Source organism: Aquibium oceanicum (assembly GCF_001889605.1).
Classification (GTDB): domain Bacteria; phylum Pseudomonadota; class Alphaproteobacteria; order Rhizobiales; family Rhizobiaceae; genus Aquibium; species Aquibium oceanicum.
In genome coordinates this window covers 2,231,148-2,244,396 of record NZ_CP018171.1, presented here as the reverse complement: position 1 = coordinate 2,244,396, position 13,249 = coordinate 2,231,148, and the positions used below count along the sequence as shown (strand labels likewise).

Here is a 13,249-nt window from a genome sequence, read left to right as displayed (position 1 = left end):
GTGGACCGGGAAATGAAGATCATCGTCGTCGGTGCCGGCATCGCCGGCCTTTCCACTGCCTGGTCGCTGACCAAACGCGGCCATGAGGTGACCCTGATCGAGCAAGGCAGCATACCCAATCCCCTTGCCGCGTCCGGGGATCACCACCGGATCATCCGCCGCGCCTATCCGTCCGGCACCGGCTACGGCCGCGCCATCACCGAGGCCTACGAGGCCTGGGACGAGATGTGGGCGGATCTCGGTGAGAGCCATCTCGATCCGCGCGGCTTTCTGTGCGTGTCGCGCGAAGAAGGCGACGAGGCGGAGGACTATCTCGACGGGCTGAAGGCGGGCGGCTTTCCCTATGAGATGTTTTCGCCCGAAGCGGCGGCCGCGCGTTGGCCGTTCCTCGACCCGGCTACCATCCGCTACACCTACTTTTCGCCCGAGGGTGGCGCGCTTCACTGCCGGCGGATAGCCTCCGGGCTGGCGGCCTGGCTGAAGTCGCACGGCGCGACCGTTCTCGAAAACACACTGGTGCGCGACGTCGATCCGGTCGCCGGAACCGTCACCATCGGCGCCGGCGAAACGTTGTCGACCGACCGGGTGGTGGTCACCGCGGGGGCATGGGTGACGAAGCTCTTCCCAGACCTCGTCTCCGACCTCACTACCTACCGGACCGCCGTCGTCTACCTCGAGCCGCCTGCCGACCTGAAGGATGCATGGCAGACGGCGCCCGTGATCCTCGACGTCGGCGGCCGGACCGACGGCTACATCATTCCTCCCTCCGGCGAGGGCGGACTGAAATTCGGCTCGGGCCTGCACAAGTTCGCTTCCGCCGACGCCGATGCCCGCCGCGTGCCGGAAGCTGGCGAGGGCGAGGCCATCCGCGACCTCTTTGCACCACCGATGGTGCGGCTCGGCGCGTATCGGGTGGAGAATGTCGTCACCTGCGCCTATACCTTCGCCGCCGACGAGCGCTTCTTTGCGGACGAGCGCGGGAAGTGTCTAATCGTCTCGGCCTGCTCCGGGCACGGCTACAAGTTCGGCGCGGCGGTCGGGCGGCGCGTGGGAAGCCACGTCGACAGCCCCGACCTTCCGGGGCTGCTTGCCTGGCTCCGCGCCGAGGTCGGGTAAACCATCGTGCCGGTTTGGTGTCCGCAATGTTCCGCGCGCCCTTGCGCGAGCGGGATACGGCGCCTTATCTAGCGCCAACAAGTCACTTGCCGATTCCGCAGTTTCATGCGCCCGAATCGCTCCCACGAAGGAAACGTCCAATGAGAGATCCCGTCGAAACCGCGATGAACCTCGTTCCGATGGTCGTCGAGCAGACGAACCGGGGCGAGCGGGCATATGACATCTTCTCCCGGCTGCTGAAGGAGCGCATCATCTTCATCACCGGGCCGATCGAGGACGGCATGGCCACGCTCGTCTGCGCCCAGCTTCTGTTCCTCGAAGCCGAGAACCCGAAGAAGGAGATCTCGCTCTACATCAACTCGCCTGGCGGCGTGGTGACGAGCGGAATGGCGATCTACGACACGATGGAATTCATCAAGCCGGCCGTTTCGACGCTGTGCGTCGGACAGGCCGCTTCCATGGGTTCGCTGCTGCTTTGCGCCGGACATAAGGACATGCGCTTCGCGACGCCGAATGCACGTATCATGGTGCACCAGCCATCCGGCGGCTTTTCCGGACAGGCCTCCGATATCGAGCGCCACGCCCAGGACATCATCAAGCTGAAGCGGCGCCTCAACGAGGTCTACGTCAAGCACACCGGGCAGGACTACGAGGTGATCGAGAAGACGCTCGACCGCGATCACTTCATGACCTCCGACGAGGCGCGCGACTTCGGCCTGATCGACAAGGTGATCTCCAGCCGTCAGGCGATCGAGGCCGCGACTGCGAGCTGATCTCCGTCGGCATTTCGGCCGTACCCGTGCAATGCCGCATTTTTGAAACATTCTGCGGCATTTCTGTCACATACGGGTGTTCCCACGGGGCTGGCAGCGGCCTACGTTAAGCCTATGTTGAGTTCCCGGGGGATAGCCTCGGCCTGTTTTGGCGAATCGTTGCCGCGCCTCGTGTTTTGTGTATCGTTCGAAGGTGCCGGGGCCTGCATGCAGGAACAGGAGGCGGCACGCTTGACCGTCGGACGCGTGCGCCCCCGATTCGGGCCACAGGCCGGCAGGGACTGAAAGGACTGGAAGGCATGAGCAAAATCGGCAACAGCGGCGGCGGCGATTCCAAGAACACGCTCTACTGCTCCTTCTGCGGCAAGAGCCAGCACGAGGTTCGCAAGCTTATCGCTGGTCCGACCGTATTCATCTGCGACGAATGCGTCGAACTCTGCATGGACATCATCCGCGAGGAGAACAAGACCTCGATGGTGAAGTCCCGCGAGGGAGTTCCCACGCCGCAGGAAATCCTCAAGGTCCTCGACGACTACGTCATCGGCCAGCCCTACGCCAAGCGGGTTCTGTCGGTCGCCGTCCACAATCACTACAAGCGCCTCGCGCACGCGTCGAAGAACAACGACGTGGAACTCGCCAAGTCGAACATACTGCTGATCGGCCCGACCGGCTGCGGCAAGACGCTGCTCGCGCAGACGCTGGCCCGCATCATCGACGTGCCCTTCACCATGGCCGACGCCACCACTCTGACGGAGGCGGGCTATGTCGGCGAGGACGTCGAGAACATCATCCTGAAGCTGTTGCAGTCGGCCGACTACAATGTCGAGCGCGCCCAGCGCGGCATCGTCTACATCGACGAGATCGACAAGATCTCGCGCAAGTCGGACAATCCCTCGATCACCCGCGACGTCTCCGGCGAAGGCGTGCAGCAGGCCCTCCTGAAGATCATGGAAGGCACCGTGGCCTCCGTGCCGCCCCAGGGCGGCCGCAAGCATCCGCAGCAGGAGTTCCTGCAGGTGGACACGGCCAACATCCTGTTCATCTGCGGCGGCGCTTTCGCGGGCCTGGACAAGATCATCTCCGATCGCGGCCGAAAGACCTCGATCGGCTTCGGTGCAACGGTTTCCTCTCCGGAAGACCGGCGCAGCGGCGAGGTCTTCCGTCTCGTCGAGCCGGAGGATCTCCTGAAGTTCGGCCTCATCCCGGAATTCGTCGGCCGCCTGCCCGTGCTGGCGACCCTGGAGGATCTCGACGAGCCGGCGCTGATCCAGATCCTCACCGAGCCGAAGAACGCCCTGGTCAAGCAGTACCAGCGCATGTTCGAGATGGAGAACGTGGAACTCACCTTCCACGAAACCGCCCTCACGGCGATCGCCCGGCGTGCCATCGAGCGCAAGACCGGCGCGCGCGGCCTTCGCTCGATCATGGAAGCGATCCTGCTCGACACCATGTTCGAACTTCCCGCGCTGGAAGGCGTGCAGGAGGTCGTGATCTCCGACGACGTGGTGACCGGCAAGGCCCGGCCGCTCTACATCTATTCGGAATCCAAGAAGGAAAAGGGCAGCGTCGCCTGAAACGTATCCTGCGACTGACGTTCCTTTCCGGCGGCGAGGCATGCCGCTCGTCCGAGAACCCATCGCATCGCGGTGGGCGGCGCTATCGTCATCTCGAGCATCCTCGTGGCCCGGTTCCGTTCCGGGTCCCGAGTGCTGCATTTCGCCGTCCTCGTGCACGGAAAGAGGCCTGCGGGGATCATCGGCAAGGCGCCCTCTCCCGGCCGGTGCGCGCCCTTGATCTTTGTCGGATGCGACGCCAATTAACGATTATCGGACCGGTCGATCTGCACGTGCTGTCGAGCACTCCCAACTCGTGGATAGGCGTGGAGCAACACCGGGGCTACAATGAGATTCGCGGTTGGCTCATGGCGGCCGTGAAGTGAAAGGCAAGACAATGTCCAAGACAACTCGACCAACCTCGTCGAACGGCGTCTACGCAGTCCTCCCGCTGCGCGATATCGTCGTCTTCCCGCACATGATCGTGCCGCTTTTCGTGGGACGCGAGAAGTCGATCAAGGCGCTTGAAGAGGTGATGGGGGCCGACAAGCAGATCCTGCTCGCCACCCAGATGAACGCCTCAGACGACGATCCGGAGCCGAACGCGATCTACGACGTCGGCACCCTGGCGAACGTCCTCCAGCTTCTGAAGCTTCCCGACGGCACCGTTAAGGTGCTGGTGGAAGGCACCTCGCGCGCGCGCATTTCGTCCTTCACCGATCGGGCCGACTTCCACGAGGTCGAGGCCGACGTGCTTCCCGAGCCGGAAGAAGAGGAGGTCGAGATCGAGGCGCTAGCGCGTTCCGTGGTCTCCGACTTCGAGAACTACGTGAAGCTCAACAAGAAGATTTCGCCCGAGGTCGTCGGCGCGGCCGGGCAGATCGAGGACTATTCGAAGCTCGCCGACACGATCGCCTCGCACCTCGCCATCAAGATCCCCGAGAAGCAGGAAATGCTCGCCACGCTCTCCGTCAGGGAGCGGCTCGAGAAGGCGATGGGCTTCATGGAAGCCGAGATCTCCGTCCTGCAGGTAGAGAAGCGCATCCGCTCGCGCGTCAAGCGCCAGATGGAGAAGACGCAGCGCGAGTACTACCTCAACGAGCAGATGAAGGCGATCCAGAAGGAGTTGGGCGAAGGCGAGGACGGGCGCGACGAAGCGGCCGAACTCGAGGAGCGCATCAAGAAGACCAAGCTCTCCAAGGAAGCGCGTGACAAGGCCAACGCGGAGCTGAAGAAGCTGCGGTCCATGTCGCCGATGTCGGCCGAATCCACGGTGGTACGCAACTACCTCGACTGGCTGCTGTCCATCCCGTGGGGCAAGAACTCCAAGGTCAAGCAGGACCTCAACTTCGCGCAGGACGTGCTCGACACCGATCATTTCGGCCTCGACAAGGTCAAGGAGCGGATCGTCGAATACCTGGCCGTCCAGAGCCGGCAGAAGAAGCTAAAGGGGCCGATCCTGTGCCTCGTCGGTCCTCCCGGCGTCGGCAAGACCTCGCTCGGCAAGTCGATCGCCAAGGCGACCGGCCGCGAGTTCGTGCGCATGGCGCTCGGCGGCGTGCGTGACGAGGCCGAGATCCGCGGTCACCGTCGCACCTACATTGGCTCGATGCCCGGCAAGGTCATCCAGTCGATGAAAAAGGCGAAGAAGTCCAATCCGCTCTTCCTGCTCGACGAAATCGACAAGATGGGCATGGATTTCCGTGGTGACCCGTCTTCCGCGCTGCTGGAGGTGCTCGATCCGGAACAGAACTCGACGTTCATGGACCACTACCTCGAGGTCGAATACGACCTGTCGAGCGTGATGTTCGTGACGACGGCGAACACGCTGAACATCCCGCCGGCCCTGATGGACCGCATGGAGATCATCCGTATCGCCGGCTACACGGAGGACGAGAAGGTCGAGATCGCCAAGCGGCACCTGCTGCCCAAGGCCATCCGCGACCATGCGCTGAAGGACGGCGAGTTCTCCGTGACGGACGAGGCGATCCGGTCGATCATCCAGACCTACACCCGGGAAGCTGGCGTGCGCAGCCTCGAGCGCGAACTGATGAAGCTCGCGCGCAAGGCTGTGACCGAGATCCTGAAGACCAAGAAGGAATCGGTCGCGATCACGCAGGAGAACCTTTCCGACTACCTGGGCGTACCGCGGTTCCGCTTCGGCCAGGTCGAGGGCGAGGATCAGCTCGGTGTCGTGACGGGGCTCGCCTGGACCGAGGTCGGCGGCGAACTCCTGACGATCGAAGGCGTCATGATGCCCGGCAAGGGCAAGATGACCGTCACCGGCAACCTGAAGGACGTCATGAAGGAGTCCATCTCGGCGGCGGCATCCTATGTCCGCTCGCGGGCGATCGACTTCGGCGTGGAGCCACCGCTCTTCGACAAGCGCGACATCCACGTGCACGTGCCGGAAGGGGCGACGCCCAAGGACGGTCCGTCCGCGGGTGTGGCAATGGTCACCGCGATCGTCTCCATCCTCACCGGCATCCCGGTGCACAAGGACGTGGCGATGACCGGCGAGATCACGCTGCGCGGACGCGTGCTGCCGATCGGCGGCCTGAAGGAGAAGCTGCTCGCGGCCCTTCGCGGCGGCATCAAGAAGGTGCTGATCCCGGAGGAGAACGCCAAGGATCTGGCGGACATCCCGGAGAACGTGAAGAGCGGCCTGGAGATCATCCCGGTCAGCCGGGTTGGCGAGGTTCTGCAGCACGCGTTGCTGCGCATGCCCGAGCCGATCGAATGGGTCGAGCCTATCGAGGCGGCCAAGAAGCCGGCGGGTGACGAAGCGGGAGCCGCTTCCCTGGCTCACTGATCCGATTGCTTGACGTAACTGCTGTGGAAGGCCGGGCCAGGTGCCCGGCCTTTTGCATGTAGCGGAGCAAAAAAACCGCAGAATTCCGGGGTTTTCGCCCATTTGCGGCTTGGTTGTCGCGCGCGATGTCACTAGAGTCCCGCCGCGGCCGTGGAGTCGCAAGAATGCGGTCTTTAAAACAATATGAGGATTTCATGAACAAGAACGAACTCGTATCGGCTGTGGCGGAGGCGGCCAAACTTTCCAAGGGCGACGCGCAGTCGGCTGTGGAAGCTGTTTTTTCGGTGATCACCGGCGAACTCAAGAAGGGCGGCGACGTCCGTCTGGTCGGGTTCGGCAATTTCGAGGTGTCGAAGCGCGAGGCTTCCACCGGTCGCAACCCGCAGACCGGCGCTCCAGTTCAGATTCCTGCCCGCAACGTGCCGAAGTTCTCGGCCGGCAAGGGTCTCAAGGACGCCGTCAACTGATCATCCCGACGGGTCTGGAGGGCCGGTCGAACCCGGCGCCTCCCTTGTTCGCGGCGGAGAGTGCCGTCCACTCGGCCACAGCTCGCCGCGAACGTGCCTGGTCGCAATGCCGGGCTTCCGGCTACGCGACAGCCGCGGACCTCGTTCAGGCGAATGAAAGATGATCGACAAGCTCGAATCCTTCATCGTCCTTGCGAGGGCCCAGCATTTCGGGCGCGCCGCCGAGGAGCTGGGCGTCACCCAGCCCACACTCTCGGCCGCCATCAAGCAACTCGAGGACATCCTGGGCGTGATGCTGGTGAGGCGCGGCTCGCGCTTCCAGGGGCTGACGCCGGAAGGGGAGCAGGTGCTTGCCTGGGCCCATCGCATCACCAGCGATGCACGCACGATGCGCGAGGAGATGCGGGCCGCGCGGTTCGGTCTTTCCGGCCGCCTGAAGATCGCGGCGATCCCGACCGCGCTCGCCATGACGCCGATGTTGACGACACCGTTTCGCGAGAAGCACCCCGGCGTCTCGTTCTCGGTCCTGTCGCGGACCTCGATCGAGGTCCTGTCCATGCTCGGCAACCTCGATATCGACGCCGGCATCACCTATCTCGACAACGAGCCGCTGGGAAACGTCGTATCCGTACCGCTCTACTCGGAGCGCTACCAGCTGATCACGGCTGCGGGAAACCCCTTTTCGGATCGGCAAAGGGTCAGCTGGGCCGAGGTCGCGGAACTGCCGCTCTGCCTTCTGACACCCGACATGCAGAACCGGCGGATCATCGATCTGCATCTGGCGGAAGTCGGGGCGACGGTGCGTCCGACGCTGGAATCCAATTCGATGATCGTGCTCTTCTCCCACATCCGGACGGGCAAGTGGTCGTCCATCATGCCGATGAACCTGGCCGAGACCTTCGGGTTCGTCGAGCCGATCCGCGCGATCCCGATCGTGGAGCCTGACGCAAGCCATCTGGTCGGCCTCGTGGCGGCGCGCCGCGAACCGCACACGCCGCTGGTGGCGGCGCTGCTCGACGAGGCCAATGCGCTTGCCCGCAAGCTCGGGCACACGATCCTGTAGCGACCTATCGGAGGAAGGTCCTCATCAACTGCCTCCGTTTCCCTTGAGACACCTGGGGCTATGCTTTGATCACATATTCCTTCCGCGTCGTCTCCAGCACCTCCCAAGTCCCCTTGAAGCCGGGGCGGATCACGAAGGCGTCGCCGGCCGCAACCGTCCGGGTCTCGCCGTCATCGCCTGAAATGACCGAACGCCCCGACAGGATGTGGCAGAACTCCCACTCGTCGTATTCGATCCGCCATTTGCCGGGCGAGGCTTCCCAAAGCCCGGAATAGAGGCCGCCCTCGGCCTCTTCCACGTTCCAGGTGCGGAAGCGCGGATCGCCGGAGATCACCCGGTCGGGCGCCGGAGCGCCCTCCTCCGGCTCCACGCCAAAGGTGTCGACGGGAACCAGCAGGCGCACGAGCGTCAGACCTTCGCCAGCGCCTGCTCGAGGTCGGCGATGATGTCCTCGACCTCCTCGATGCCGACCGAAAGGCGAATGACGTCCGGTCCGGCGCCGGCTGCGACCTTCTGCTCGTCGGAAAGCTGGCGGTGCGTGGTGGAGGCAGGATGGATGATCAGCGAGCGCACGTCGCCGATATTGGCAAGATGCGAGAAGAGCTCGACGCCCTCCACCACCTTCACGCCGGCATCGAAGCCGCCCTTCAGCCCGAAGGTGAACACCGCGCCAGCGCCCTTCGGCGAGTACTTCTTCATCATGGCATGGTTCGCGTCGGAAGGAAGGCCGGGATACGAAACCCAGGATACTTGCGGATGGCTCGACAGCCATTCCGCGACCTTCAGCGCATTCTGGCAATGACGCTGCATCCTCAGCGACAGCGTCTCGATGCCCTGCAGGATCATGAAGGCGTTGAAGGGCGAGATCGCCGGGCCGAAATCGCGCAGGCCCAGCACGCGGCAGGCGATGGCGAAGGCGAAGTTGCCGAAGGTCTCGTGCAGCACCATCCCGGCATATTCGGGCCGCGGCTGCGACAGCATCGGATAGTTGCCGCTCTTCGACCAGTCGAACGTGCCGCCGTCGACGATCGCCCCGCCCATGGAATTCCCGTGGCCGCCAAGGAATTTCGTCAGCGAATGCACCACGATGTCGGCGCCGTGCTCGATCGGCCGCAGCAGGTAGGGCGACGCCATGGTGTTGTCGACAATGAACGGCAGGCCGTGGCGGCGGGCGATCTCGCCGATCGCCTCCAGATCGACGAAGATGCCGCCCGGATTGGCGAGGCTCTCGACGAAGATGGCACGCGTCTTGTCGTCGATCTGGCTCTCGATCGTCGACAGATCGTCGACGTCGGCCCAGCGAACCTGCCAGTCGAAATTCTTGAAGGCGTGGCCGAACTGGTTGATCGAACCGCCGTAGAGCTTCTTGGCAGCGATGAAGTTGGCGCCTGGCTGCATCAGCGTGTGGAAGACCAAAAGCTGCGCGGCATGGCCGGATGCCGTCGCCAGCGCAGCGGTGCCGCCTTCGAGCGCTGCGACCCGCTCCTCCAGCACCGCCTGGGTCGGGTTCATGATGCGGGTGTAGATGTTGCCGAAGGCCTTCAGCCCGAACAGCGAGGCGGCATGGTCGACGTCGTCGAAGACGTAGGCCGTCGTCTGGTAGATCGGCGTCGCCCGCGCACCGGTGGCGGGGTCCGGCTGCGCGCCGGCGTGGATGGCGAGCGTATCGAAGCCCGGTGTGCGCTGGGTCATGTCCATTTCCTCCTGGAGTTCTTCGGCGGCATTCATGGCAAAGGCCGCGGCAAAGCGCAAAGGAGATTGTTGCCGAAAGTGGTTGGCGCAGGGATTCTCGTTCCAGTGAAAGACGGGAGCATGTCCTTTCGGCGGAATGTCGCCACCCGCCTCAACGCTCTATGGTCGAAGTGCGCCTGATCTTCTTCTGCAGGAGAAGCACGGCGTAGAGCAGGGCCTCAGCGGTGGGGGGACAGCCCGGCACGTAGATGTCGACGGGAACGATCCGGTCGCATCCGCGAACCACCGAGTAGGAGTAGTGGTAGTAGCCGCCACCGTTGGCGCAGCTTCCCATCGAGATGACATAGCGCGGCTCCGCCAACTGGTCGTAGACCTTGCGCAAGGCGGGAGCCATCTTGTTGGTCAGCGTGCCGGCGATGATCATCAGGTCGGCCTGGCGCGGCGTTCCGGGCAGCGCCATGCCGAAGCGCTCGAAATCGTATCGCGGGCCGAACATCTGCATCATCTCAACCGCGCAGCACGCGAGACCGAAGGCAAGCTGATGGAGCGAGCCCGTGCGGGCCCATCCGATCAGGTCCTGCGTGCTCGTCACGAAAAATCCCTTGTCGGCAAGGACATCCGAAAGACCGGCATGCGGGTTGTACGGTGAGTGGTTCTGATCGAGCATCGCGGCATCACCTTGCATTGGCATCCTTCCAGGAGCCATGATCGTGCGATGATCGACGGGAACGGTATTGAAGCGAAACGACGCCGCACGATCGAAAGGCGATGACCCGGGCCGACACGAAACTCCAAGCGCGGGGTGCCGTGCTGCTCATGCCTCGTCCCACCCTCGCGGGCTGCATCGTGCTGGGCATCGTCCGCGACACACGGGGACGCACCCTACCGCACGAGGACCGCTTCAATCATTTTCCCCTGTCGCCCTATTGCTCGTTGACCTTCCACTTCGAGGGGCAGCTGCATCTCGTCGAGACTGATGCACACATGAACGCGCCCGAGACCGGGATCGCGCTCCCGCGGCTGATGGTCTCCGGACCTGGCAGCACGCCGGTGACGACCTGGAGCGAGGGTCCCGTGTTCGTCCTGACCGTCGGTTTCTACCCCGACGTCTGGGAAGTTCTGACGGGCACGCGCATTGCACCGCTCTTCAACAGACACTTGGCGGGCGAAGAGGTATTGCGGCCCGACCTGATCGAGATGCTGCTGCCGGTGTTCCAGAATGGAAGCGCCGAGCAGAAGTTCGCATGTTTTGAGGAGCAGATTGCGCAACTGTGGGCGCAGAGGCGGCCGAAAGGCGGGGTATCGCCCTTCTGGATGCGGGACTGGGCGACGGCGTTGGCAACGCGCGCGGCGCTGTCGAGTACGGGGCGGAGCCTGCGGCAGTTGCAGAGGCGCATCAAGCGCCAGACCGGACGTACGCAACGCGAGCTTTCGCTGCTCGTTCGCAACGAGGAACTGTTCGCACGGGTGATGTCGGACGGCACCGGTAACGACTATGCCGGACTGGCGGTCGAGGCGGGCTTCGCCGATCAGGCGCACATGATCCGGGAGGTACGCCGGATGACCGGCATGCCGCCCGCGAAGATCCTCCGGCTCATTGCGACCAAGGAGAGCTACTGGCCCTACCGGCTGCTCGGGATGCGATACGATTGACCGGCCAATCGACGCTACCTTGCAACCGCCTACCTCTGCCTTATGCCGAAGCTCTGGAAACCCTGGCGCATGACGGGCTTTTTCGACGAGATCAGGCGGCTGTTCACGCCGTTCCAGCCGATCTCGCCCGAAAGGCGGCCGTACTCGATTTTGGGACAGCGGTTCATGACAACCTTGACGCCGGCGGCCTCCGCCTTGGCGGCGGCCTCGTCGTTGCGCACGCCGAGTTGCGTCCAGATCACCTTGGGAAGCGGATCCAAGGCCAGGGCCTCGTCGACGATCGCCGGGACGGCATCGGAGGCGCGGAAGACATCGACCATGTCGATGGGCTCGGGAACGTCCGCCAGTCTCGCATAAGTCATGCGGCCCAGCATCTCCTTGTCGGCGTGGCCGGGATTGATCGGGAAGACCGTATAGCCCTTGTCGATGAGGTACTTGGTGACGAAGTGCGAGGGCCGCACGTCGTTGGCCGAGGCGCCGACGATGGCGATCGTTTTCACGTCGTGAAGAATGCCGGAGATGTAGCTGTTTTCGTAAGCGTCGTGGTTCATGCATCCGGTTTGCAGTACCACAGGCGATCAATCAAGCCGTATCGCGACGGCCGAGACTTTCCATTCGCCGCCGCGCTGCTCGAAGCACAGGTGGGAATTGAGGTAAGGCGCGAAATGGCTGGCGTGCGGGCTGTAGGACGTGCGGAAGAAGACCGTGCCGCCTTGCGGTTCGAGAACGCCCAGCCAGCCGCCGGAGCGTTTCTGGCCCGGCGATATCGGCACCATCTGATAGGGTTTGGGCCAGCCGATCCCTGCCAGGCCCTCCGCCCCCTCGCCATCCACAGCGGCGGCGATCGCCCATTCGCGGCGGTCGAGGGTCCGCAGCGTGGCGTCGAGCGCGATCCAGTCGGGCCAGGAAATCCTACCATAGCTCGCCGTGCAGATACGCCCGCCCAGCCATTCCGTCCGCCCTACCGTCGGTTCTCCGGCAAGCGCCGCGAGCGCGTTCATGCCGTAGCGTCTGTACACGACGGGATCGATGCTTTCGCTTTCGTGCGATAGCCGCCCGGCCATTTCGAGCGCCCTTCGGGCGGGATGCCCTCCAAGCGACACGAACGCGTCGCGGTACGTGTCTCCACCCTGGCCGACGAAGAACTCCACCTCCCGGGCGAGAAACGGAAGCATGGCATCCGGATCGAGCATCCGGCCGGCGGGAGTAACGACGAGCGTCGCGCTGGCTTCTATCAAGGCGGTTCTGAACGCCGTCAGACCGGCATCGGCGGAGTAGCTGTCGTCGGTTTCGAGCACCATTTCGGGATAGAGCGGCGCGGCATCCTGTGCAGAAGCCTCGGCGGCGGTGGCGAACAACAGGACTAGGGCCGCGGCCAGGCGCATGGCCATGGTCGGTATCTCCGTCGTCCCTTCGCCGACACCAGACATGACGATAGCGGCGGGATTCCGGCGAAGGTCAGCCGGGCAGCGAGATCGTGCCGTCGTCCGCGATGGGAAAGGCGGGATTGTGAGCGACTTCCCACAGATGCCCGTCGGGATCGGCGAAGTAGCCGTACCACCCGCCCCAGAAGGCGCGGCCGGCTGCGCGGACGATCCTGCCTCCGGCTTTCGCGGCGGCGTCGAGGACGGCGCCTACTTCCTCGTCGGAGCGCGTGTTGTAGGCTAGCGCGACGCCGCGAAAGCCGGAACCCGCTTCGTCAACCCCTGCGTCGGTGGCCAATTCCTTCCGCGGCCAGAGCCCGAGAATGATCCCGCCCATCTGGAAGAAGGCGACTCCGTCCGTGACGGCCTGGTTGCGGGTCAGTCCCATCGCTTCGTAGAAGGCGACTGACCGATCGAGATCGGCCACGCCCAGCGTGACGATGGAGATGCGGGGTTCCACCTTAGGAAAAACCAAAATGCTGCTTTAGAATCTTGAACAATTGCTCCGCTGACTCTTCGTTCAGTTGAATTGTCTGACTAACTTTCCCGGGAATATCCCGTGTTGGTCGTCCAAAAGTGGATATTTGAAGCAGTTTCCGTCCATCTAACTCTTGCTCGAAATACCTGGCTTCAGCCGCCTCGTGCAGTTGCATTCGCTGCATATCGCCCCGCTCCAGCGTCGTTATCAGAGCCATT

General features: G+C 63.8%; 14 protein-coding genes. 7 read left to right on the top strand and 7 right to left on the bottom strand.

What is annotated here, in order from left to right; genetic code table 11:
• Positions 1-12: 12 nt before the first annotated feature.
• The 6 genes from BSQ44_RS11125 to BSQ44_RS11100 all read left to right on the top strand — a co-directional run bounded on the left by BSQ44_RS11125 (position 13) and on the right by BSQ44_RS11100 (position 7,784).
• Positions 13-1,116, top strand: coding sequence for an NAD(P)/FAD-dependent oxidoreductase (locus BSQ44_RS11125; RefSeq protein WP_072604056.1), 1,104 nt, complete (start codon positions 13-15; stop codon positions 1,114-1,116).
• Positions 1,117-1,256: 140 nt separating this feature from the next.
• Positions 1,257-1,889 (top strand): ATP-dependent Clp protease proteolytic subunit, encoded by a 633-nt coding sequence (locus BSQ44_RS11120; protein ID WP_072604053.1) that lies wholly within the window; start codon positions 1,257-1,259, stop codon positions 1,887-1,889.
• Positions 1,890-2,188: 299 nt separating this feature from the next.
• Positions 2,189-3,463 carry an ATP-dependent Clp protease ATP-binding subunit ClpX gene (gene clpX / locus BSQ44_RS11115; RefSeq protein WP_072604051.1) on the top strand — a complete coding sequence of 425 codons (1,275 nt, stop codon included), beginning with the start codon at positions 2,189-2,191 and terminating at the stop codon, positions 3,461-3,463.
• Between the two features lie 376 nt (positions 3,464-3,839).
• The gene (gene lon / locus BSQ44_RS11110; RefSeq protein ID WP_072604049.1) at positions 3,840-6,254 is read left to right on the top strand and encodes an endopeptidase La; all 2,415 of its coding nucleotides are present in this window, start codon (positions 3,840-3,842) and stop codon (positions 6,252-6,254) included.
• Positions 6,255-6,448: 194 nt separating this feature from the next.
• Positions 6,449-6,721: an HU family DNA-binding protein gene (locus BSQ44_RS11105; RefSeq protein ID WP_072604047.1), complete on the top strand. Its 273-nt coding sequence runs from the start codon at positions 6,449-6,451 to the stop codon at positions 6,719-6,721.
• 160 nt (positions 6,722-6,881) lie between these two features.
• Positions 6,882-7,784: a LysR family transcriptional regulator gene (locus BSQ44_RS11100; protein WP_072604045.1), complete on the top strand. Its 903-nt coding sequence runs from the start codon at positions 6,882-6,884 to the stop codon at positions 7,782-7,784.
• Between the two features lie 58 nt (positions 7,785-7,842).
• Here BSQ44_RS11100 and BSQ44_RS11095 read toward each other — a convergent pair whose 3' ends face one another.
• The 3 genes from BSQ44_RS11095 to BSQ44_RS11085 form a co-directional block, all read right to left on the bottom strand.
• Complete coding sequence (locus BSQ44_RS11095; RefSeq protein WP_114579955.1) at positions 7,843-8,187, bottom strand: cupin domain-containing protein; 345 nt, start codon at positions 8,185-8,187, stop codon at positions 7,843-7,845.
• 5 nt (positions 8,188-8,192) lie between these two features.
• Positions 8,193-9,476 (bottom strand): O-acetylhomoserine aminocarboxypropyltransferase, encoded by a 1,284-nt coding sequence (locus BSQ44_RS11090; RefSeq protein WP_072607998.1) that lies wholly within the window; start codon positions 9,474-9,476, stop codon positions 8,193-8,195.
• 151 nt (positions 9,477-9,627) lie between these two features.
• Entirely contained in the window at positions 9,628-10,143 is a 516-nt protein-coding gene (locus BSQ44_RS11085; RefSeq protein ID WP_235633421.1) for a NuoB/complex I 20 kDa subunit family protein, read from the bottom strand.
• A 149-nt stretch (positions 10,144-10,292) separates the two neighbouring features.
• Here BSQ44_RS11085 and BSQ44_RS11080 point away from each other — a divergent pair, with 149 nt between their 5' ends.
• A complete protein-coding gene (locus BSQ44_RS11080) occupies positions 10,293-11,129 on the top strand; it encodes a helix-turn-helix domain-containing protein (RefSeq protein WP_157894580.1) in 837 nt (278 codons plus the stop codon).
• 29 nt (positions 11,130-11,158) lie between these two features.
• Here BSQ44_RS11080 and BSQ44_RS11075 read toward each other — a convergent pair whose 3' ends face one another.
• The 4 genes from BSQ44_RS11075 to BSQ44_RS11060 all read right to left on the bottom strand — a co-directional run bounded on the left by BSQ44_RS11075 (position 11,159) and on the right by BSQ44_RS11060 (position 13,248).
• Positions 11,159-11,680, bottom strand: a complete 522-nt coding sequence (locus BSQ44_RS11075; protein ID WP_072604038.1) for a CoA-binding protein — start codon at positions 11,678-11,680, stop codon at positions 11,159-11,161.
• Positions 11,681-11,707: 27 nt separating this feature from the next.
• Positions 11,708-12,520, bottom strand: coding sequence for a hypothetical protein (locus BSQ44_RS11070; protein ID WP_072604036.1), 813 nt, complete (start codon positions 12,518-12,520; stop codon positions 11,708-11,710).
• A 67-nt stretch (positions 12,521-12,587) separates the two neighbouring features.
• The gene (locus BSQ44_RS11065) at positions 12,588-13,013 is read right to left on the bottom strand and encodes a VOC family protein (RefSeq protein ID WP_072604034.1); all 426 of its coding nucleotides are present in this window, start codon (positions 13,011-13,013) and stop codon (positions 12,588-12,590) included.
• A 1-nt stretch (position 13,014) separates the two neighbouring features.
• Positions 13,015-13,248: a cupredoxin domain-containing protein gene (locus tag BSQ44_RS11060; RefSeq protein ID WP_235633386.1), complete on the bottom strand. Its 234-nt coding sequence runs from the start codon at positions 13,246-13,248 to the stop codon at positions 13,015-13,017.
• Position 13,249 lies beyond the last annotated feature (1 nt).